Origin of the sequence: Streptomyces tanashiensis, from assembly GCF_014648895.1 — a bacterium.
Lineage (GTDB): Bacteria > Actinomycetota > Actinomycetes > Streptomycetales > Streptomycetaceae > Streptomyces > Streptomyces tanashiensis.
Window position 1 is genome coordinate 1052766 of sequence record NZ_BMRZ01000003.1, and the last position, 19313, is coordinate 1072078.

20 protein-coding genes and 1 riboswitch are annotated in these 19313 nt (G+C 74.0%); of the genes, 10 read left to right on the forward strand and 10 right to left on the reverse strand.

From position 1 onward, the window contains the following. Nucleotides 1-2 precede the first annotated feature (2 nt). From IE237_RS15380 to IE237_RS15410, 7 genes are all read right to left on the reverse strand, one after another. The gene (locus IE237_RS15380; protein ID WP_189802469.1) at nucleotides 3-1358 is read right to left on the reverse strand and encodes a cobyrinic acid a,c-diamide synthase CobB; all 1356 of its coding nucleotides are present in this window, start codon (nucleotides 1356-1358) and stop codon (nucleotides 3-5) included. After that, the gene (gene cobO, locus IE237_RS15385) at nucleotides 1352-1960 is read right to left on the reverse strand and encodes a cob(I)yrinic acid a,c-diamide adenosyltransferase (protein WP_017238571.1); all 609 of its coding nucleotides are present in this window, start codon (nucleotides 1958-1960) and stop codon (nucleotides 1352-1354) included. The genes IE237_RS15380 and cobO overlap by 7 nt, the downstream gene beginning before the upstream one ends. Further along, nucleotides 1960-3987 carry a putative cobaltochelatase gene (locus IE237_RS15390; protein WP_189802470.1) on the reverse strand — a complete coding sequence of 676 codons (2028 nt, stop codon included), beginning with the start codon at nucleotides 3985-3987 and terminating at the stop codon, nucleotides 1960-1962. Before IE237_RS15390 ends, cobO begins: the two co-directional genes overlap by 1 nt. A 55-nt stretch (nucleotides 3988-4042) precedes the next feature. Further along, nucleotides 4043-5551: a cobyric acid synthase gene (locus IE237_RS15395; RefSeq protein WP_189802471.1), complete on the reverse strand. Its 1509-nt coding sequence runs from the start codon at nucleotides 5549-5551 to the stop codon at nucleotides 4043-4045. Next, entirely contained in the window at nucleotides 5548-6522 is a 975-nt protein-coding gene (locus tag IE237_RS15400; RefSeq protein WP_189802472.1) for a cobalamin biosynthesis protein, read from the reverse strand. Before IE237_RS15400 ends, IE237_RS15395 begins: the two co-directional genes overlap by 4 nt. Nucleotides 6523-6557: 35 nt before the next feature. Further along, nucleotides 6558-6697: riboswitch (cobalamin riboswitch) on the reverse strand. A gap of 127 nt (nucleotides 6698-6824) precedes the next feature. Then, nucleotides 6825-7046: a hypothetical protein gene (locus tag IE237_RS15405; protein ID WP_189802473.1), complete on the reverse strand. Its 222-nt coding sequence runs from the start codon at nucleotides 7044-7046 to the stop codon at nucleotides 6825-6827. 16 nt (nucleotides 7047-7062) lie between these two features. Beyond that, nucleotides 7063-8334, reverse strand: a complete 1272-nt coding sequence (locus IE237_RS15410; protein ID WP_189802474.1) for an inorganic phosphate transporter — start codon at nucleotides 8332-8334, stop codon at nucleotides 7063-7065. A 410-nt stretch (nucleotides 8335-8744) separates the two neighbouring features. Between IE237_RS15410 and IE237_RS15415 the strand changes: the two genes are divergently transcribed. Together IE237_RS15415 and IE237_RS15420 are read left to right on the forward strand one after the other, a co-directional pair. After that, complete coding sequence (locus IE237_RS15415) at nucleotides 8745-9872, forward strand: alpha/beta hydrolase (RefSeq protein WP_189802475.1); 1128 nt, start codon at nucleotides 8745-8747, stop codon at nucleotides 9870-9872. Between the two features lie 78 nt (nucleotides 9873-9950). Then, entirely contained in the window at nucleotides 9951-11360 is a 1410-nt protein-coding gene (locus IE237_RS15420; protein WP_370468180.1) for a hypothetical protein, read from the forward strand. 50 nt (nucleotides 11361-11410) lie between these two features. Here the strand turns inward: IE237_RS15420 and IE237_RS15425 are convergent, their stop codons facing one another. Together IE237_RS15425 and ypfJ are read right to left on the reverse strand one after the other, a co-directional pair. Further along, entirely contained in the window at nucleotides 11411-11812 is a 402-nt protein-coding gene (locus IE237_RS15425) for a VOC family protein (protein WP_187624080.1), read from the reverse strand. 67 nt (nucleotides 11813-11879) lie between these two features. After that, nucleotides 11880-12770 (reverse strand): KPN_02809 family neutral zinc metallopeptidase, encoded by an 891-nt coding sequence (gene ypfJ, locus IE237_RS15430; RefSeq protein ID WP_189802476.1) that lies wholly within the window; start codon nucleotides 12768-12770, stop codon nucleotides 11880-11882. A 269-nt stretch (nucleotides 12771-13039) separates the two neighbouring features. On the opposite strand from ypfJ, the gene IE237_RS15435 reads away from it, so the two are divergent. The 3 genes from IE237_RS15435 to IE237_RS15445 all read left to right on the forward strand — a co-directional run bounded on the left by IE237_RS15435 (nucleotide 13040) and on the right by IE237_RS15445 (nucleotide 16149). After that, on the forward strand, nucleotides 13040-14638 hold the full coding sequence (locus IE237_RS15435) for an ABC-F family ATP-binding cassette domain-containing protein (RefSeq protein WP_189802477.1): 1599 nt from the start codon (nucleotides 13040-13042) through the stop codon (nucleotides 14636-14638). Nucleotides 14639-14993: 355 nt separating this feature from the next. Further along, nucleotides 14994-15215 (forward strand): helix-turn-helix domain-containing protein, encoded by a 222-nt coding sequence (locus IE237_RS15440; protein ID WP_006123601.1) that lies wholly within the window; start codon nucleotides 14994-14996, stop codon nucleotides 15213-15215. A gap of 133 nt (nucleotides 15216-15348) precedes the next feature. Then, nucleotides 15349-16149 (forward strand): enoyl-CoA hydratase/isomerase family protein, encoded by an 801-nt coding sequence (locus IE237_RS15445; protein ID WP_189802478.1) that lies wholly within the window; start codon nucleotides 15349-15351, stop codon nucleotides 16147-16149. A gap of 57 nt (nucleotides 16150-16206) precedes the next feature. Here IE237_RS15445 and IE237_RS15450 read toward each other — a convergent pair whose 3' ends face one another. After that, complete coding sequence (locus IE237_RS15450; protein ID WP_189802479.1) at nucleotides 16207-16896, reverse strand: hypothetical protein; 690 nt, start codon at nucleotides 16894-16896, stop codon at nucleotides 16207-16209. Nucleotides 16897-16987: 91 nt separating this feature from the next. Between IE237_RS15450 and IE237_RS15455 the strand changes: the two genes are divergently transcribed. From IE237_RS15455 to amaP, 5 genes are read left to right on the forward strand one after another with little or no spacing between them, the layout of a single operon-like run. Continuing rightward, the gene (locus tag IE237_RS15455) at nucleotides 16988-17473 is read left to right on the forward strand and encodes an Asp23/Gls24 family envelope stress response protein (protein WP_189802480.1); all 486 of its coding nucleotides are present in this window, start codon (nucleotides 16988-16990) and stop codon (nucleotides 17471-17473) included. Nucleotides 17474-17515: 42 nt separating this feature from the next. Then, nucleotides 17516-17707 (forward strand): hypothetical protein, encoded by a 192-nt coding sequence (locus tag IE237_RS15460; protein WP_055602871.1) that lies wholly within the window; start codon nucleotides 17516-17518, stop codon nucleotides 17705-17707. 9 nt (nucleotides 17708-17716) lie between these two features. Then, on the forward strand, nucleotides 17717-18082 hold the full coding sequence (locus IE237_RS15465) for an Asp23/Gls24 family envelope stress response protein (protein WP_229842687.1): 366 nt from the start codon (nucleotides 17717-17719) through the stop codon (nucleotides 18080-18082). Then, entirely contained in the window at nucleotides 18079-18726 is a 648-nt protein-coding gene (locus IE237_RS15470) for a DUF6286 domain-containing protein (protein ID WP_229842688.1), read from the forward strand. The genes IE237_RS15465 and IE237_RS15470 overlap by 4 nt, the downstream gene beginning before the upstream one ends. Further along, nucleotides 18723-19310, forward strand: a complete 588-nt coding sequence (gene amaP / locus IE237_RS15475) for an alkaline shock response membrane anchor protein AmaP (RefSeq protein WP_189802481.1) — start codon at nucleotides 18723-18725, stop codon at nucleotides 19308-19310. The genes IE237_RS15470 and amaP overlap by 4 nt, the downstream gene beginning before the upstream one ends. Nucleotides 19311-19313: the final 3 nt, after the last annotated feature.

Sequence of the window (19313 nt, forward strand, 5' to 3'; positions counted from 1 at the left end):
GCTCACGCGCAGTGCCCCACGAACCGCGCGGCGACCTCCGGCGACCCCGCCCAGTGGGTGTGCACATAACTGGCGTGCACCCCGCCCTGCACGAAGCCCTCCACGCGCCGCTCCGGCTGCCGCAGCCCCCAGGCCGCCAGCGGCCCGGCGCCGGGCTCGATCACGGTGCGGTGGAACTCATGGCCCCGCAGCCGCGCCCCGGCCGGCGCCAGGACGCTGTCGCTGACGGCGACGGCGTCCCGGTACCCGAGCGTGAGCCGCTCCGACATCCGCGCGTCGGCGTCGAGCACCCCGCACATGGGCCTGCCGTCGAGCGACCGCGCCAGGTACAGCAGCCCGGCGCACTCGGCGGCGACCGGCGCCCCCGAGGCGGCGAGCTCGGCCACGGCCTTGCGGAGGGGTTCGTTGGCGGAGAGCTGCTCGCCGTACATCTCGGGGAAGCCGCCGCCTATGACGAGCCCGCGGGTCCCCTCCGGGAGGGCTTCGTCCCGGAGCGGGTCGAAGGTGACGACCTCGGCCCCCGCGGCGCGCAGCAGCTCGGTGTGCTCGGCGTACGAGAAGGTGAAGGCGGCCCCGCCGGCGACGGCGACGACCGGTGCGGGCACGCCGGAACCCCCGGCCCGCAGCCGCTCCCCGACCTCAGCCACCCACGGCTCGGCGGTCAGCGGCGGCGCCGACCGCGCGAGGGCCAGCAGCGCCTCCATGTCGCACCCGGCCAGAACCTGCTCGGCCTGCGCCGCCACCGCCTCCACGGCCTGCGCCTGCCGCTCGGCCACCGGCACGAGACCCAGGTGCCGTGACGGCGTCGCGACCGCCGGCGCCCGCCGCAGCACGCCCAGCACCGGAACGCCCGACTCCCCGAGCGCCTCCCGCAGGAGGTGCTCGTGCCGGTCCGTCGCGACCTTGTTGAGGATCACGCCCCCGATCCGCACCTCCGGGTCCCAGGACGCGAACCCGTGCACGAGCGCCGCCACCGACCGCGACTGCGAGGACGCGTCGACGACGAGCACCACCGGCGCCTTGAGCAGCTTCGCCACCTGCGCGGTGGACGCCAGCTCGCCCTGGTCGGCGGCCCCGTCGTACAGGCCCATGACCCCCTCGACCACGGCCAGGTCGCAGCCGCGCGCCCCGTGCAGGAAGAGCGGCGCGACCAGACCCGTACCGCACATGTACGCGTCGAGGTTGCGCCCGGGACGGCCGGTCGCCAGGGCGTGGTAGCCGGGGTCGATGTAGTCGGGGCCGACCTTGTGCGGGGAGACGGCCAGACCACGGCCGGCGAACGCGGCCATCAGGCCGGTCGCGACCGTGGTCTTGCCCGCGCCGGACGACGGCGCGGCGATGACGAGACGTGCTACCACTCGATGCCCCGCTGGCCCTTCTGACCGGCGTCCATCGGGTGCTTGACCTTGGACATGTCGGTGACGAGATCGGCGAAGTCGACGAGCTCCTGCGGCGCGTTGCGGCCGGTGATGACGACGTGCTGGTGCCCGGGGCGGTCGCGCAGCACCTCGACGACCTCCTTGACGTCGATCCAGCCCCAGTGCAGCAGATAGGCGAACTCGTCGAGGACGTAGAACTTGTACTTCTCCTCGGCGAGGTCCCGCTTGACCTGCTCCCAGCCCTCGCGGGCCTTCTCCTCGTGCGACTGCTCGCCCTCGGCGACCTCGCGCTGGATCCAGGACCAGCCCTCGCCCATCTTGTTCCAGGTGACCGTGCCGCCCTTGCCGGTCTCGCCGAGCGCCTTGAGGGCGTTCTCCTCGCCGACCTTCCACTTGGCGGACTTGACGAACTGGAACACCCCGATCGGCCAGCCCTGGTTCCAGGCGCGCAGCGCCATGCCGAACGCGGCGGTCGACTTCCCCTTGCCGACGCCGGTGTGCACCATCACCAGTGCCCGGTTGCGGCGCTGACGGGTGGTGAGACCGTCGTCGGGCACGACGGTCGGCTGTCCCTGCGGCATTAAGCGGCCCTCCTCTTAGTCTGTCCTGCTGCCTGTACGTCTCTGACGAGGCCGGCGATCGAGTCCGCGCGCAGCTCGTCCAAGGTCACTGCGGTGCCGCCGAGTTCGCGCGCCAGCGTCCCGGCGAGCCCGAGCCGCACCGGCCCGGTCTCGCAGTCCACGACCACCGACGCCGTGCCGTCGGCGGCGTGCAGCCGCGCCGCGCGGGCCGCGAGCGCCACCGGGTCGGCGCCGCCGCCGGTCGCCCTTCCGTCGGTCACGACGACGAGCAGCGGGCGGCGCGAGGGGTCCCGCAACCGTTCGATCCGGAGCACGTCATGGGCCTTGAGCAGCCCGGCGGACAGCGGCGTGCGGCCGCCGGTCGGAAGCTTCTCGAGCCGGGCGGCGGCCGCGTCCACGGACGAGGTCGGCGGCAGCGCGACCTCGGCGTCCCGCCCCCGGAAGGTGACGAGACCGACCTTGTCGCGCCGCTGGTAGGCGTCGAGCAGCAGCGAGAGCACCGCGCCCTTCACGGCGCTCATCCGCTGCCGCGCGGCCATGGAACCGGAGGCGTCCACGGCGAACAGCACCAGGTTGCCCTCGCGGCCCTCCCGGGTCGCCTGCCGCAGGTCGTCCCGGCGGACCACCAGACCGGGCCCGGACCGGCCGCGCGCCCGCTGGTGCGGGGCGGCGGCCTGCACGGTCGCGGCCAGGTGGAGCTTGGTCAGCGCGCCCCGGGGCCGGGTGGAGCCGGTGGTACGGCCGTGCTCGGTGCGGGCCCGGGAGCGGCGCCCGGCCGCGCCCTCGCCCAGACCGGGCACGCTCAGCACCTTCGTACGGAAGGGCTCGGCGGCCTTCACGGCCGCGCGCTCACCGGCGCCGGAGCCCTGCGGGGCCGGTGCGGGCGCGCTCTCCGGAGCCTCGGCGGACTCGGGAGAAGGAGCGTCCGGCCCCTCACCCTGCGGAGGGACACCCCCGCCGCCTCCCGGACCGCCGTCACCCGGCCCGTCCGGCTCGGGGTCGTCGTCCGGCTCGTCCCCCTTGAACTGCTCCAGGGTCTCGTCGAGCTTGTCCTCGTCGAGGCCGGGCGCGTCGAAGGGCGAGCGCCGCCGCCGGTGGGGGAGGGCCAGGAGCGCGGCCTGCCGCACGTCCTCCGAGGTCACCTCGGTCCGTCCGGCCCAGGCGGCGAGCGCGGTCGCCGTGCGGGCCATCACGATGTCGGCGCGCATGCCGTCCACCTCGAACGCGGCGCAGGTCGCGGCGATCTGGAGGAGCACCGCGTCGCCGAGGGTCACCTCGGGCAGCAACGTCCGCGCGGCGACGATCCGTCCGCGCAGCGCGGTCTCCTCACCGGCCCAGCGCGCGGCGAAGGCGGCCGGGTCGTCCTCGAAGGCCAGCCGCCGACGGACGACCTCGACCCGCTGCTCCGGGTCGCGGGAGGCGGCGACCTCCACGGTCAGCCCGAACCGGTCGAGCAGCTGCGGCCGCAGCTCGCCCTCCTCGGGGTTCATGGTCCCTACGAGCAGGAACCGGGCGGCGTGCCGCACGGAGACGCCCTCGCGCTCGACGTGGGAGGCGCCCATGGCGGCGGCGTCGAGCAGGTGGTCGATCAGGTGGTCGCTCAGCAGGTTGACCTCGTCGACGTAGAGGATCCCCCGGTGCGCGGCGGCGAGGAGCCCCGGCTCGAAGGCCTTCACGCCCTCGGCGAGGGCCTTCTCGATGTCCAGCGCGCCGACCAGCCGGTCCTCGGAGGCGCCGACGGGCAGCTCGACCATGCGGGCGGGACGGGCGGAGCCGGGCGCGTCGCCGTGCGGCCCGTCCGGGCAGCCCGGGTCGGGCGAGGCCGGGTCACAGCTGAACCGGCACCCGGCGACCACCGGCACCTCCGGCAGCAGCTCGGCGAGCGCGCGGACGGCGGTGGACTTGGCGGTCCCCTTCTCGCCCCGCACGAGCACTCCGCCCACGGCCGGGCTGACGGCGTTCAGCAGCAGCGCGAGCCGCAGGTCGTCCATGCCGACGACGGCGGTGAACGGATACCGGGTGCTCATCGGGTCTTCCTTCCATCGAGTTCGGTTCGCTGATGTCCCGGAGGACGGCCCGGCGTCACGGCGCACCCGGCGGCACGAACGGCAGGCCCGCCGGAGCGCCCTCCTCGATCAGCCGCAGCAGCGCGTCCGTGTCCGCGTGTTCCTCGATCAGGTCGCCGAGGCGGTCGAGCTGCTCCTCCCGGAGCGCGCCGAAGGACGTGTCGGGAGCCGGGACGAACCGCCGCCCCGCCGCCGCCGCGACCTCCCGCAGGAACGCCCGGCGGAAGCCGTCGCTCTCCAGCGAGCCGTGCCAGTGCGTGCCCCACACGGAGCCGACCCGGCAGCCGTCGAGGAACGGCTCCCCGCCGTCCACGGTGGCGACTCCGTGGTGGATCTCGTACCCCTCGACCCGCTCGCCGAGGGCCTCGCCGACCGGCCGGGCGAGGGTCTTCTCGACCCCGAACCGCACCCGTACGGGCAGCAGCCCGAGCCCGTCGACGACTCCGGCCTTCGACTCGACCTCGTCCTCGATGCGCTCGCCCAGGGCCTGGAAGCCGCCGCAGATGCCGAGCACCGGGCGGCCCTCGGCGGCGCGCCGCGCGAGGGCGTCCGCGAGGCCCCGCTCCCGCAGCCACGCCAGCGCCTTGACCGTTCCCCGGGTGCCGGGCACGACGACGAGGTCGGCGTCGACGAGCTCCTCGGGCCGGTCCACGAACCGGACGACCACGCCCGGTTCGGCGGCGAGCGCGTCGACGTCAGTGAAGTTGGACATCAGCGGGACGGCGCAGACGGCGACCCGCAGCACGTCCGCGCCGAGCGGCGGCGCGACGACCGACTCGCGGACGGTGCCCCGCAGGGAGACCCGCAGGCCGTCCTCCTCGTCGATGCCGAGTCCGTGCGCGTACGGCAGGACACCGAAGGTCCGGCGTCCGGTGAGCCCGTGCAGCATGTCGAGGCCCGGCTCCAGGAGGGTGACGTCGCCCCGGAACTTGTTCACGAGATAGCCCGCCACGAGCGACTGGTCCTCCGGCGAGAGCAGCGCCGTCGTGCCGAAGAACTGGGCGAAGACCCCGCCCCGGTCGATGTCGCCGACGACGACCACGGGCAGCTTCGCGGCCCGCGCGATGCCCATGTTCACGATGTCCGTGCGCCGCAGGTTGATCTCGGCCGGACTCCCCGCCCCCTCGCAGATCACGGCGTCATACGTGCCCCGGAGTTCCTCCAGGCACGCGAGCACCGGCTCGAAGAGTTCCTTCTGCCGCCCCCCGTGGTAGCCACGAGCGCTCAGCTCGCCGACCGGCTTGCCCATGAGGACGACCTGGCTGGAGCGGTCGCTGCCGGGCTTGAGCAGCACCGGGTTCATCAGGGCGGTCGGCTCCACACGGGCCGCCTGCGCCTGCATGGCCTGCGCGCGGCCGATCTCGGCGCCCTCCCGGGTGACGAAGGAGTTCAGGGACATGTTCTGTCCCTTGAACGGCGCGACCTTGATGCCCTGCCGGACCAGCCAGCGGCAGATGCCGGCCGTGACGACGCTCTTGCCCGCGTCGGACGTGGTCCCGGCGACGAGCAGCCCCCCACCCCTCATGCGTTCCTCCGCTTCAGCGCGTTCGCGATCATGCGGCCGCCCACACAGGCGGCCAGGGTCATTCCGGTGACCCGGCGGGACAGCCGGACCGCGCGGTCGATGTCGGCGACCTCGACGGGCCGCCCCTCCCCGTTGAGGACGGGCCGGTGCTCGACCCGCCCGGCGTACGAGAGGGTTCCCCCGAGCCGGATGCCGAGGGCGCCCGCGAAGGAGGCCTCGACGGGGCCCGCGTTGGGGCTCGGGTGCTTCGCGGCGTCCGCCCGCCAGGCCCGTACGGCTCCGCGCGGGTTCCCGCCGGCGACGGTCGCGAGGGCGGCGGTCAGCCGGGCCCCGGGCCAGCCGGCCAGGTCGTCGAGGCGGGCCGAGGCCCAGCCGTACCGTCGGTAGCGGGGGGACTTGTGGCCGACCATCGCGTCGAGGGTGTTCACCGCACGGAAGCCGACCAGGCCCGGCACGCCCGCGACCGCTCCCCAGAAGAGGGCGCCCACGACCGCGTCGGAGGTGTTCTCGGCGACGGACTCGACGACCGCGCGGGCCATCGCGGGTCCGTCGAGGGACTGCGGGTCGCGTCCGCACAGGTGCGGCAGCCGTTCCCGGGCGACCTCCAGGTCTCCCGCGGCGAGGGCCCCGCCGATCGCGCGGGCCTCGCGGCCCAGGGTCGTGCCGCCGACGACGGCCCAGACGGTGGCGGCGGTGAGCGCGGCGGATCCGGCGCGGCTGCCCCGTACCGTACGGGCGGCGAGGGCGCCGGCCGCGACGGCGGCACCGGCGCAGACGGCGGTGTGCAGGGCGCCCCACCCGCGGTGGTCGCGCCACAGGGCCTGTTCGACCCGGCCCGCCGCCCGGCCGAACGCGGCGACGGGATGTCCGCGGCGGGGGTCGCCGACGAGCAGATCGACGGCGAGACCGGCGGTCGCGCCGTACGCGAAGACACCGGTGGTTCTGGAAAGGAGGGGCCTGCGGCCGGGCATGGCGCTGTGTCCTCACTCAGGGTCCGCGCCCTGGCTCGACGTGACCGGCGGCGAGAGTTCCTGACTCCCGGACCCTTCGGATCCGGTCACAGTGGCGGGACCGCGCCGGATTCGCACCGGACTTCCTCTACTGCCGCCGTAATGGCCTCGGCAGTCCACCACGGCCCGAGAACAGCCGTCAACTCACCCTTGACCTGCACCGCGTCACTGTGCGAAGCACCACAAACACGGCGCCCGAAGCGGAACGGCCGGGCGGTCCGCACCCGAAGGTGCGGACCGCCCGGCCGAGGTACCGGGGACCGTCAGGCGACGATCAGGTAGATGCCGTACGCCACGGCCGCCAGGCACAGGGCGAAGCAGGCGTAGGCGCCGGTGCGGGCCAGGGCGGCGGAGCCTCCCTGGGCGGCGGCCTGCTCCTGCTTGGAGAGGCCGATGACACCGAGGGTGAAGAGGCCCACGAGGGCGACGGTCGCCACGAGGCTGACTCCGAAGACGGAGCCGAGGGCTGCCCAGTCGATCTTCATGCTTGGTTCCAGTTCCTTAGACCGCGGCGGCGGGGGCCGGGGGAGCGGCCGGGTCCGTGGGGACCGGCGCGGGGATGGTGGTCTTCAGGTCCTCGTCCGCGACGGCGGCGACGGAGCCGGCCGGCGGCGGGGTGACGGCCGCGATCGCGGTGGTCACGACGCCCGCGGGCTCGGTGTCGCCGTCGAGGTCGTCGTCCGTGACGTTGTGCTGGTCGACCGGCTTGCGGCGGGACAGCGACCAGATGACGCCCGAGCCGGCGACGAGCAGGACCGCGACGGCCACGATGCCCCAGGTGCCCTGCTTGGTGAGGAACTCGGCACCGGCGCCGACCAGGCCCGCGGCGGGCAGGGTCAGGCCCCAGGCGACGAACATCCGGGTCGCGGTCGACCAGCGGACGACACCGCCCTTGCGGCCGAGGCCGGCACCCATCACGGCACCCGAGCAGGACTGGGTGGTGGAGAGGGAGAAACCGAGGTGCGAGGAGGCGAGGATGACCGTGGCGGCGCTGGTCTGGGCGGCGAAGCCCTGCTGCGGCCGGAGGTCGGTGAGGCCCTTGCCCATGGTGCGGATGATGCGCCAGCCGCCGAGGTAGGTGCCGAGCGCGATGGCCACACCGGCGGAGACGATGACCCACAGGGGCGGGTTCGAGCCGGGGGCGACGACACCCTGGGTGACCAGGGCGAGGGTGATGATGCCCATCGTCTTCTGGGCGTCGTTGGTGCCGTGGGCGAGGGAGACGAGACCGGCGGAGGCGATCTGGCCGACCCGGTAGCCCTTGGCGGTGTGCTTCTCGTCGGTCTTCGCGCCGATCTTGTACGTCAGACGCGTGGCCAGCATCGCGGCGAGGCCGGCGACGATGGGCGCGGCGACGGCCGGGATGAGGACCTTGGTGACGATCGTCGGGGCGTTCACGGCGGACCAGCCGGCCGACATGACCGCGGCGCCGATGAGACCGCCGAAGAGGGCATGGGACGAGCTGGACGGCAGTCCGAGCAGCCAGGTCAGCAGGTTCCACAGGATGGCGCCCACGAGCGCCGCGAAGATCACTTCTGTACGAATGCCCTCTTCGTTGATGAGCCCGCCGGAGATCGTCTTGGCGACCTCCACGGACAGGAACGCGCCGACGAGGTTCAGCACGGCGGACATGGCCACCGCCGTCTTGGGCTTGAGAGCACCGGTCGAGATGGTCGTGGCCATCGCGTTGGCGGTGTCGTGGAAACCGTTCGTGAAATCGAACACGAGAGCTGTCACGACCACAATGGCGAGCAGCAGCGTGATGTGTTCCATTTACCCAGGCAATCGTTTGACGTCAGTGGCTCGTCGAACGTAAGCAACCTGGGTGAACGGAAGGTGAACTGGGGCGGGCGGCGTGGTGTCCCTATCCGGTGTCAAGAGGTTCCGCTTGTGGCCCCGGAGTGCCCGGGTGTCCACGATGCGGTCACCCGGCAACCACGGGTAATCCCGTGCCTCCCGGGGCACATACGACCTGCCCCGGTTCCTCCCCCGCCACCCGGTTCCGCTCCCTGGACAGAACCATCCGGCCGGGGGACCCCCAGGAGGAGACCCATGTCACTCCCCCGGGCGAGCCCTCCGGTTCGTCACCGCACGCGGACGGGTCCGGGTCCCGAGGGGGCGCGACGGGGTCCGTCCGGGTCCGTCCGGTGGCAGCCCCACCCCGCCCTGCCGACACTGGGAGCGTGCGCCCGGCTACAGCGACGGCAGCGGCCGTCACCACCCTGATCGGTGTCGGCGCGGCCGTGATCGCGGCCGGCCGGTACGCCAGCGATGTCGCCCTCAGGGCGCCGTCCGGACGACCACTGCCCGGAGACCCCAGACTCACCGTGCACGCCACGGGACCCGAGCGGATCACCCTCACCCGCAGCATCGCCTCGCTGCGCCCCGGCACGTACGGGATGGAGGCCACCGGCCTGCACGCCGTCCTCGGCCCCGTCCTCGACCGGGTCCCGCACACCGCCGACACCGTCGTCCGCCGCCTGGAGCGGGTCGAGCTCGGCGTCCTCGCACCCGGCGCCCGCGTCCGGCTCACCCCGCAGCTGCACCGGGGCACCCCGATCAGCGCCCTCGGGCTCGCCCAGGAGGACGTCGAGATCCCCGGCGAACTCGGCCCCCTGCCCGCCTGGCTCGTGGCCGCCCCCCGCACCACCTGGGTGATCGCCCTGCACGGCCTCGGCACCACCCGCGAGCACCCGCTGAACCTCGTCCCCTTCTACAACCGCCGCAAGATCCCCGTCCTCGTCCCCGCCTACCGGGGCGACGAAGGAGCACCCCCCTCCCCGGACGGCCTCGCCCACCTCGGCGACTCCGAGTGGCGGGACGTCGACGCCGCCATCCGCTACGCCGTCCGCCGGGGCGCCCGGAAGGTCGTCCTGCACGGCTGGGGGACCGGCGCCTCGATGGCCCTGCGCGCCGCGGCCGAGTCGGGCGTGCGCGACCGGATCGGCGGCCTCGTCCTCGACTCCCCGGTCCTCGACTGGGAGGCCACCCTCCGCAACCTCGCGGCGGCCCACCACGTCCCCGGACCCCTGCTGCCGCTCGCCGTCCGCGCGGCCCAGGGCAGGACCGGCCCGCACGGCGACCTCCTCCAGGCCGTCTCGGAGCCGGACGCCCTGCGCGTCCCGGTCCTCCTCTTCCACGGCCCCGACGACACGATCGCCCCCTGGGAACCCTCCGTCGAACTCGCCGCCCGCCGCCCCGACGTGGTCAGCCTGCAGACCGTGCGGTACGCGCCGCACGCCTCGATGTGGAACGCCGACCCGGTCCGCTACGAGGAGTCCCTCCGCCGCTTCCTCACCCCACTGCTCTGACGCCCCCGGCGGCGCCCGATCCGACGGGGCGTCCGATTCCGATTGGGCTTTCGGGCCGTCAGCGGGAAGACTGCCCCCGTGACGTCTCGAAAGCCCGATGAACCATTGGCGCGCAACTCCAGACTCCGACTCGTCCGCCCGCGGGCGCTGGCCACCGCCCGACGGGCGGTGACGACCCGGCGCACCCGGCCGGCGCCGAGGCCGCCCGAGGGCACTCCGCCCCGCGCGGAGCTCGCCCGCCAGGCCCGGCACGTCCTCGCCGACGCCGTACGGATCGCCCGCTGGGCCGCCGTCGAGCACGGCGCCGACACGGCACTCCGCACCGGCCCCGGAGCCGGCCCCGCCCAGGAACGGGCCGCGGCCGCACTGGAGCTGACACCCGGCCAGATCCGGGCTGGCTGGGACCGCGCCCGGCTCGCCGGACTCGTCGAGCTGCACGGCGAGACCGCCCGCCCCGGCTGGCGGCTGCACGCCTGGGACCGCGACGACTCCGCCGTCCTGCGCGGCTGGGTCGCCCTCTTCGACGCCTGGTCCCTGGTGCACCCGGCGCCCGAGGGCGTCGCCCCGAGCGCCGTCGCCGAGGTCGTCGAGGCCGTCCCGCAGGTGCTCTCGCTGCTCCAGCTCTCCCAGGGCCCGGTCCTCGTCCCCGCCCTCCTCGACCTCCTCGGCCAGCGCGTCGAGGAGCTCCGCGAGGAGCGCTGCGAGGTCCCCGCGGCCGAGCCGGCGCCCGAGTCCCCGGACGCCCCCGCCGGCGACGGGCTCCCCACGCTCCTCGACTGGGCGCTCGAAGGTCTGGCGGCCGTCGGCGCGCTCACCCTGGACCCCGGTGCGGAGGGGCGTCACGCCACCCTGACCCCGCTCGGCAACTGGGCGGTCTGGGTCAAGCTGGAGCAGATCTGCGTCGCCGCGCAGAGCCCCGCCGGGAACATCGAGCAGTCCGCCGAGGACATGCTCCGCGGCTGCGCCCGGCTCACCCCCGGCCCCGCCCGTGACGAGTACCGCGCCTGGCTCGCCGCCCGCACCCTGTCCAGCGCCGTGAGCGAACTCCTCGCCGTCGCCCGCGGCGAGGACGCCCTGCTGCGCGGGCTCGCCTTCGAGGCGCTCCGCGTCGTCGGCGCGCCCGCCGAGGCCGAGGTGCGGGCCACCGTCGCGGAGCCCTCCCTGCGGCCGTACGCGCTGCTCTGGCTCGCCGAGTACGAGGGCGCCGACCCCGACGACGCCCAGGAGGTCCTCACCCGCGAGGAGTCCACCTGGCTCTGGGTGGACACGGCCGCCGCCGTCGCCGACCACGGGGAGAGCGAGCTGCTCGTCCGGCACCTCGACTCCGCCGTGCAGGGCACCGTCCCGGCGCTGCTCGACGAGATCCGCGCCGTCGGCCACCCCCGTACCGTCCAGGTCCTGGTCGCCCTCGCCGCCGCCCACCCGGACCCGGCGCTGGCCAAGGCCGTCCGCCGGGCCGCCTTCCAGGTCCACACCGGAGGAGCGTGACGGGATCCCCGCCCCGGGATCCCTGAGGGCACGACCTCCCCGGCGCCCGGCTACTCCGCGGCGCCGGGGGTGTACGTCCCGAAGCTCCAGATGTTGCCCTCGGCGTCCCGCGCCATGTAGTCCCGCGAGCCGTACTCCTGGTCCTTGGGCGGCATCACGATCTCGACGCCGTGCGCCACCGCCCGTGCGTGGTGCTCGTCGACGTCGTCCACGTGCACGAACACACCGACCGGGCCGGCGTCGGCCATCAGCTTGTCGAACTCGCTGCCGGTGCCCTTGCTGCCCAGCATCACCATGCCGTTCCCGTACGACAGCTCGGCGTGCGCCACGCGCCCGTCCTCGGCCTCGTACACGGCGTTCGCCCGGAAGCCGAAGCCCTCCGTGAGCAGGCTGATCGCCGCCTTCGCGTCCTCGTACGTCAGCGTCGGACAGATGTGGGGAGCCTCAGCCATCCCGATCACTTCCTCTCGATTCAGTCGAATGTGACCCAGGTCTCAGTCTGGCAGTCCCCATCGGCAATCAGCGGAAGGTGTTGCACCGGGCCATGTCACCCGTCCGGTAGCCCTCGTAGAACCACTGCTGCCGCTGCGCCGCCGAGCCGTGCGTCCAGTTCTCCGGCGTCACCCGGCCCTGGAACCGCTCCTGGATCCGGTCGTCGCCCACGGCCGCCGCCGCGTCCAGGCCGTCCCGGATGTCCTCGTCGGTGAGCCGGGTGAGCAGCAGCCGGCCCGTCTTCTCGTCCGGCGTGGTCGTCGCGTGCCGCGCCCAGACCCCGGCGTAGCAGTCGGCCTGGAGCTCGACCCGCACGGCGTTGGAGTTCGCGCCGGTCCGCCCGTCCTGGGCGCGGCTCAGGGTCCCCATCAGGTTCTGGACGTGATGGCCGTACTCGTGCGCCACCACGTACGCCTGGGCGAAGGGGCCGCCGCTCGACCCGAACGTGGTCCGCAGCTCGTCGAAGAAGTCCAGGTCGAGATAGACCCGCCGGTCGCCGGGGCAGTAGAAGGGCCCGACCGCCGACGTGGCCGAGCCGCACGCGGTGCCGACCCGCTGGGTGAACATCACGGTGGCGGCGTTCCCGTAGGTGCCGCCCCGGCGCGGGTACTCGCTCCGCCAGTAGTCCTGGACGCTGTTGACGACGGCGACGATCCGGCAGTCCTGGCGCGTGTTGGCGTCCGCGCCCTTCCTGCAGCTCTGGTCCACCTGGGCCGCGGACGAGGAGGACGCGACCGGCTCGTCCCCGCCCGAGGAGAGCCCGAGCTGGTCGGGGCCCACCCCGAAGAGCACGCCCAGGATCAGCGCGATGAGGCCGACGATGCCGCCGCCGACGGTCGCCCTGCCGCCCGGGATGCGGCTGTTCCGGACGTCCCGTACCTCCGAGGTGTCCAGGTCGGCGTCGTCGTCGAACTGCACGGTCCACCACCCTCCGCGTCGCTGTCGCGGCGGTGGCCGCCGCCCTGCGCCGAGTATCGGACGATCTCCTCCGGTCCGCTCCTTTTATGCCGAGTCGGCAGGAATGTGAGAAAGACCCGAGTTCGTCCCCCGTACCCCGCATGGCCGAAAACCAGTTGCAGACGCCCGTTAGACTGGCCGCATGGCCATTCTCCTTTGGGTGCATTAGCGGCGTCGAAGCCCGCCACCAGCCGTCCTTCCGCCGTTTCCCACCGCCCTGGAGTCTGTCCGTGATCACCGCTTCCGGCATCGAGCTGCGCGCCGGCGCCCGAGTCCTCATCGAATCCGCTTCCTTCCGCGTCGCCAAGGGCGACCGCATCGGCCTCGTCGGCCGCAACGGAGCGGGCAAGACCACCCTCACCAAGTGCCTCGCCGGCGAGGGCCAGCCGGCCGCCGGCTCCATCGCCCGCTCCGGCGAGGTCGGCTACCTCCCGCAGGACCCGCGCACCGGCGACCTCGACGTCCTGGCCCGCGACCGCATCCTGTCCGCCCGCGGCCTCGACGTCCTCCTGAAGAAGATGCGGATGAACGAGGAGCGCATCGCCACCGGCTCCGGCGCCACCCGCGACAAGGCGATGCGGCAGTACGAGCGCCAGGAGACCGAGTTCCTGACCAAGGGCGGCTACGCGGCCGAGGCCGAGGCCTCCACCATCGCCGCCGCCCTCGGTCTGCCCGACCGGGTCCTCGGCCAGCCGCTGCACACCCTCTCCGGCGGTCAGCGCCGCCGCGTCGAGCTCGCCCGGATCCTCTTCTCGGACGCCGACACCCTGCTCCTCGACGAGCCCACCAACCACCTCGACGCCGACTCCATCGTCTGGCTGCGCGACTACCTGAAGACCTACCGCGGCGGCTTCATCGTCATCTCCCACGACGTCGACCTCGTCGAGACCGTGGTGAACAAGGTCTTCTACCTGGACGCCAACCGCTCCACGATCGACGTCTACAACATGGGCTGGAAGCTCTACCAGCAGCAGCGCGAGGCCGACGAGAAGCGCCGCAAGCGCGAGCGCCAGAACGCCGAGAAGAAGGCCGCCGCGCTCAACTCGCAGGCCGACAAGATGCGCGCCAAGGCCACCAAGACCGTCGCCGCGCAGAACATGGCCAAGCGCGCCGAGCGGCTGCTGTCCGGCCTGGAGGCGGTCCGCGCCTCCGACAAGGTCGCCAAGCTCCGCTTCCCCGAGCCCGCGCCCTGCGGCAAGACCCCGCTGACGGCCGAGGGGCTCTCCAAGTCCTACGGTTCGCTGGAGATCTTCACCGACGTCAGCCTCGCGATCGACAAGGGCTCCCGCGTCGTCATCCTCGGCCTCAACGGCGCGGGCAAGACGACCCTGCTGCGTCTCCTCGGCGGCGTCGAGCGGCCCGACACCGGCCAGGTCACCCCGGGCCACGGCCTGAAGCTCGGCTACTACGCCCAGGAGCACGAGACGCTCGACCCCGAGCGGACCGTCCTGGAGAACATGCGCTCGGCCGCGCCCGACCTCGACCTCGTGGACGTGCGCAAGACGCTCGGCTCCTTCCTCTTCTCCGGCGACGACGTCGACAAGCCGGCGGGCGTGCTCTCCGGCGGCGAGAAGACCCGGCTCGCGCTCGCGACCCTGGTCGTCTCCTCGGCGAACGTGCTGCTCCTCGACGAGCCGACGAACAACCTGGACCCGGCCAGCCGCGAGGAGATCCTCGGCGCGCTGCGCACGTACAAGGGCGCCGTCGTCCTCGTCACCCACGACGAGGGCGCCGTGGAGGCGCTCGACCCGGAGCGGATCATCCTGCTCCCCGACGGTGTCGAGGACCTGTGGGGCGCGGACTACGCGGACCTGGTGGCCCTCGCCTGACCCGGAGAAGGGCCTTCAAGCCCCTCGGGTGATCATCCCGGGCTGGATCATTCGGCTCATGGGTGATCCTTCATCTGAGTGAGGGTCTCTCGTACATCCCGGCGCGGTGCTCTGCCGAATCCTTCCGGCAGACCCGCGCCGCACGTGTGTTCCCCCTGCCGCGCTGACCTGGCACTTCCCGTACCGAACGGTCCGGAGGTGCCGTTTTCGCCGTGCGGAATCTGAGCTTCCGTTCGTGACGACGGCGTACTCGTCCACAAACCCGGCGGCACAGACCTTGTCGAATGGGTGGCCAGGACGCACGGGAGGGGTGATCATGAGAAGTCCAGAGCGCACTTCCCATGAGGAGGCACGGGTGGCCGAGACTCTGAAGAAGGGCAGCCGGGTGACCGGCGCCGCGCGCGACAAGCTCGCGGCAGACCTGAAGAAGAAGTACGACTCCGGTGCGAGCATCCGGGCGCTGGCCGAGGAAACCGGCCGCTCCTACGGATTCGTCCACCGGATGCTGAGCGAGTCCGGAGTCACGCTGCGTGGACGCGGCGGAGCGACACGGGGCAAGAAGGCGGCCTCGGCCTGACATCGGGGCGGCTCGACCGGTCCACCGGGACCTCCCGGTGGGCACCCGGTCGACCCTGCGGTCGGCCAGGTGGTTACTGTGCAGTCACTTAGCATGTCGCATGCAGTGCTGCACCGGAACCGGAGGCGCCCCCATGACTACGCTCGACGACTCTGAGCTCGTATTCGACAAGGACGGTGTACGGCTCACCGTCGAGGACGCCGTTGCCACGGTGACCCTGACCAACCCGGCGAAGCGCAACGCCCAGTCTCCCGCTCTGTGGCGGGCGTTGACGGAAGCCGGACGGTCGTTGCCCGGCAGCGTGCGGGTCGTCGTTCTGCGTGGCGAGGGCAAGTCCTTCTCCGCCGGACTCGACCGGCAGGCGTTCACGCCCGAGGGCTTCGACGGCGAGCCGTCCTTCCTCGATCTCGCGCGCGGTTCCGACGAGGACCTCGACGCGGTCATCGCCGAGTACCAGGAGGCTTTCACCTGGTGGCGCCGGAGCGACCTGGTGTCGATCGCCGCCGTCCAGGGCCACGCCATCGGCGCGGGCTTCCAGCTCGCCCTCGCCTGCGACCTGCGGGTCGTCGCCGAGGACGTGCAGTTCGCCATGCGCGAGACCAGCCTGGGTCTCGTCCCGGACCTGACGGGGACGCACCCGCTCGTCTCGCTCGTCGGCTACGCCCGCGCGCTGGAGATCTGCGCCACCGGCCGCTTCGTGCACGCGGAGGAGGCGGAGCGCATCGGCCTCGCCAACCTGTCCGTGCCCGCCGACGAGCTCGACGCGGCGGTACGGGACCTGAGCGCCGCCCTGATCGCGGCGCCCCGCGACGCGGTCACCGAGACCAAGGCGCTGCTCCAGGGCGTCTCCGGCCGTTCCTACGAGGAGCAGCGCACCGCCGAGCGTGCCGCCCAGGCCCGCCGCCTGCGCGACCTGGCCGGCCTCGGCGACTGACCCGCACGCCGCCGAGCCGGCGCGTGCGGCGGGTACGCGCCCGACCCGCGCACACGCTCAGCGCAGCTCCGACACCAGTACCGTGACCGCGGTCGCCCCCTCGGCGGCCGCGGTCGCGGCGCTCCGGGCCGCGCGGGCCACGTCCAGCGGCCGGTGACCGGCCGTCACCGCCAGCTCCACCCGCACCTGGCCGGGGCCCCGGTGCACCGGCGGCCCCCAGGTGTCCGTCACGCCCGCCACGCCTTCGACCCGCAGGACCGCCAGGGCCACCGGATCGTCCGTCGCCGGAGCGGGCCGCCCCGGCGGGGGAGCGGCCGCCCCCGTCTCCGGCGGCTCCGCGTCCAGCAGCTCCGTCACCCGCAGGTCCACCGCCGTCACGCGCAGCCCGAGCCCGTCGCGCGCCGCCCCGAGCAGGGCCGCCCGGAGCTCCTCGGCCAGCTCCGGCAGCGGGCGGCCCGCCACCGCCCCGAAGTCCGCCGTGATCCGCAGCGCCCCCGGCCCGAGCGCCCCCGGCGGTACCGGGAGGGGCTCGGCCGGTGCCTCCCCGTCGTCCTCGGCCAGCGGGTCGGACCCGACCCGCAGCTCGCCGGGCACCACCCCCCGCACCGCCGTGGCGGCCGGGGCGAGGACCCCCCGTGCCGCGCGCTCGGTGATCCACGCACCGTCCCCGGCCGCCCCGAGCGGCAGCAGCCTGCCCGGCGCGAGGCGGTCCCGTACCGCCGCCGTCCAACCCTCAGCCGTCGTCATTCCCCCAGCCTGCCGCATCCCCGGGGCGGATCGGGGCAAGCGCCCTTAGTGTGGGCGAGGAACCCCGAAATATCGCAGAAGGGGCTAAATCATGACGGACACCACCCAGTCCGGAGGACTCGCGCCGGACGATCCCCGCGAACCCCGCCGCACGTCGGTGACCAAGCGCGGCGGCGGCGCGGCGGCCTCCCGGGGCCGCACCACGATCGCCGACGGCGTCGTGGAGAAGATCGCCGGTCTCGCCGCGCGCGACGTCGTCGGCGTCCACGCCATGGGCAGCGGCCTCTCCCGCACCTTCGGCGCCGTCCGCGACCGGGTCCCCGGCGGAGGCGGCGGCAAGGCGAACGCCACCCGAGGGGTGAAGGCCGAGGTCGGCGAGGTGCAGACCGCGCTCGACCTGGAGATCGTCGTCGACTACGGCGTCTCCATCGCCGACGTCGCCGGCGACGTCAGGGAGAACGTCATCACCGCCGTGGAGCGGATGACCGGCCTCGAGGTCGTCGAGGTCAACATCGCGGTCAGCGACGTGAAGCTGCCCGACGAAGAGGAAGAGGAGCCGGAGCCCCGGCTCCAGTAGTCGTCGGAACCCCGGCGACCAGGGTCAGGAAAGGGGCTCGGAATGAGTATGGCGGTGGTCGGCCTGGTGGCCGGCATGGCTCTCGGCTTCGCCGGATACTTCGGCGGCTTCGGAGCGTTCGTCCTGGTCGCGGCTCTCGGCGCGATCGGCTTCGTGGCAGGCCGGTTCCTCGACGGAGACCTCGAACCCGGCGATCTGTTCCGGGGACGCGACCGCGGCGACCGGCGGCGGTGACCCGGGGTGGTGACGGATCTGGCAGACGGCCCGGTACGGGACGGGGCGCGGAACCGCGGGGCGACCAGCATCGCCGACCGGGTCGTCGCGAAGATCGCCGCCCAGGCGGCCCGAGAGGCCGTCGACGCCGTCCCCGAAGGAGGATCCAAGCCCCACGCCTCGGTCGTCGTCCACCGGGAGATCGCCCGCGTCTCGGTGAGCCTCGACCTCGACTACCCCTCCGACGTCGGCCGCCAGTGCGGCGCCGTCCGGAGCCGGGTACGCACGCGCGTGGAGGAGCTCGCCGGTCTGGAGGTCCACGAGGTGACCGTCCACGTCGAGCGCCTCCACTCCGCGCACACCCGCCACGCCACGCCGAGGGGCCGCCTCGCATGACCACCACCCCGCGACCGGACACCGAGCCCCCCGAAGGCACCCCGGAGCCGGGGGGCACCGCGCCCCTCCCGGACGACGTGCCCGCACCGCCCGCCCGCCGCTTCTGGGCCGTACGCCGCATCCCCGCCGCCCTCCTCGCGGCCGTCGTCCTCGGCGGGGCCGGGCTGCTCCTCTACGACGTCGCGGCCGTACGGGCCGACCGCTCCGCGATGTCCTGGCGGCGCGAGCTCGCCGACGCCCTGGCGACCCGGCCGCTCGACGACACGGTGATCGTCGTCGGCGCGGCCGTCGCCGTGCTGCTCGGCGTCTGGCTCCTCGTCCTGGCCGCCACCCCGGGGCTGCGCGACGTCCTCCCGATGCGCCGCGAGCACACCGACGTGAGGGCGGGACTCGACCGCGAGGCCGCAGCCTTCACCCTGCGGGACCGCGTCATGGAGGTCTCCGGAGTGCAGTCCGTCCGGGTGCGCGTCGGCCGCTCCAAGGTCGGCGTCCGGGCGGTGTCCCACTTCCGGGCCCTCGACGAGGTCCGCGCCGACGTGGAGACGGTGCTCGCCACCGGCGTCGGCGAGCTCGGTCTCGCCCGCCCGCCCGCGCTGACGGTCCGGGTGACCCGGCCGGCACGGAAGGAAGGGAAGGCCGCATGACCGTCGTCCTCCGGCGCGTCAACCGCGCCCTGCTCGGGCTCGCCGGGCTGCTCCTCGTCCTCGGCGGCGGCGCCGTCATCGCCGCCGCCGTCGACCTGCCCGTGCCGTCCTGGTGGCCCTGGTCGGGCCCCTCCGACGTGCTGCTCTCCACCGCCGACCGGCAGCGCTGGCGGGACGAGAGCTGGTGGTGGCCGGTCGTCATCGCCGTCCTCGGGCTCGTCGTCCTGCTCGCCCTCTGGTGGCTGCTCGTCCAGTTCCGGCGGGCCCGGCTCGCCGAGGTCCTCGTCGACACCGGCGACGGCGAGGCGGCGGTGCTGCGGGGCAGGGCGCTGGAGGGCGTCCTGGAGGCGGACGCCGCCGCGCAGGACGGCGTCGCCCGGGCCAAGGTCGCCCTCACGGGCCGCCGCACCGCCCCCCGGACCCGGATCGCGCTCCTCCTGGAGCCGTACGCCTCCCCGGGGGACGCCCTGACCTCCCTCAGCACCGAGGCCCTCGCCCACGCCCGCACGTCGGCGGGGCTTCCCGCACTGCCCACCGAGGCGCGCCTGCGCGCGGTGAAGCACCGCGCCCGCAGGGTCGCCTGAGGG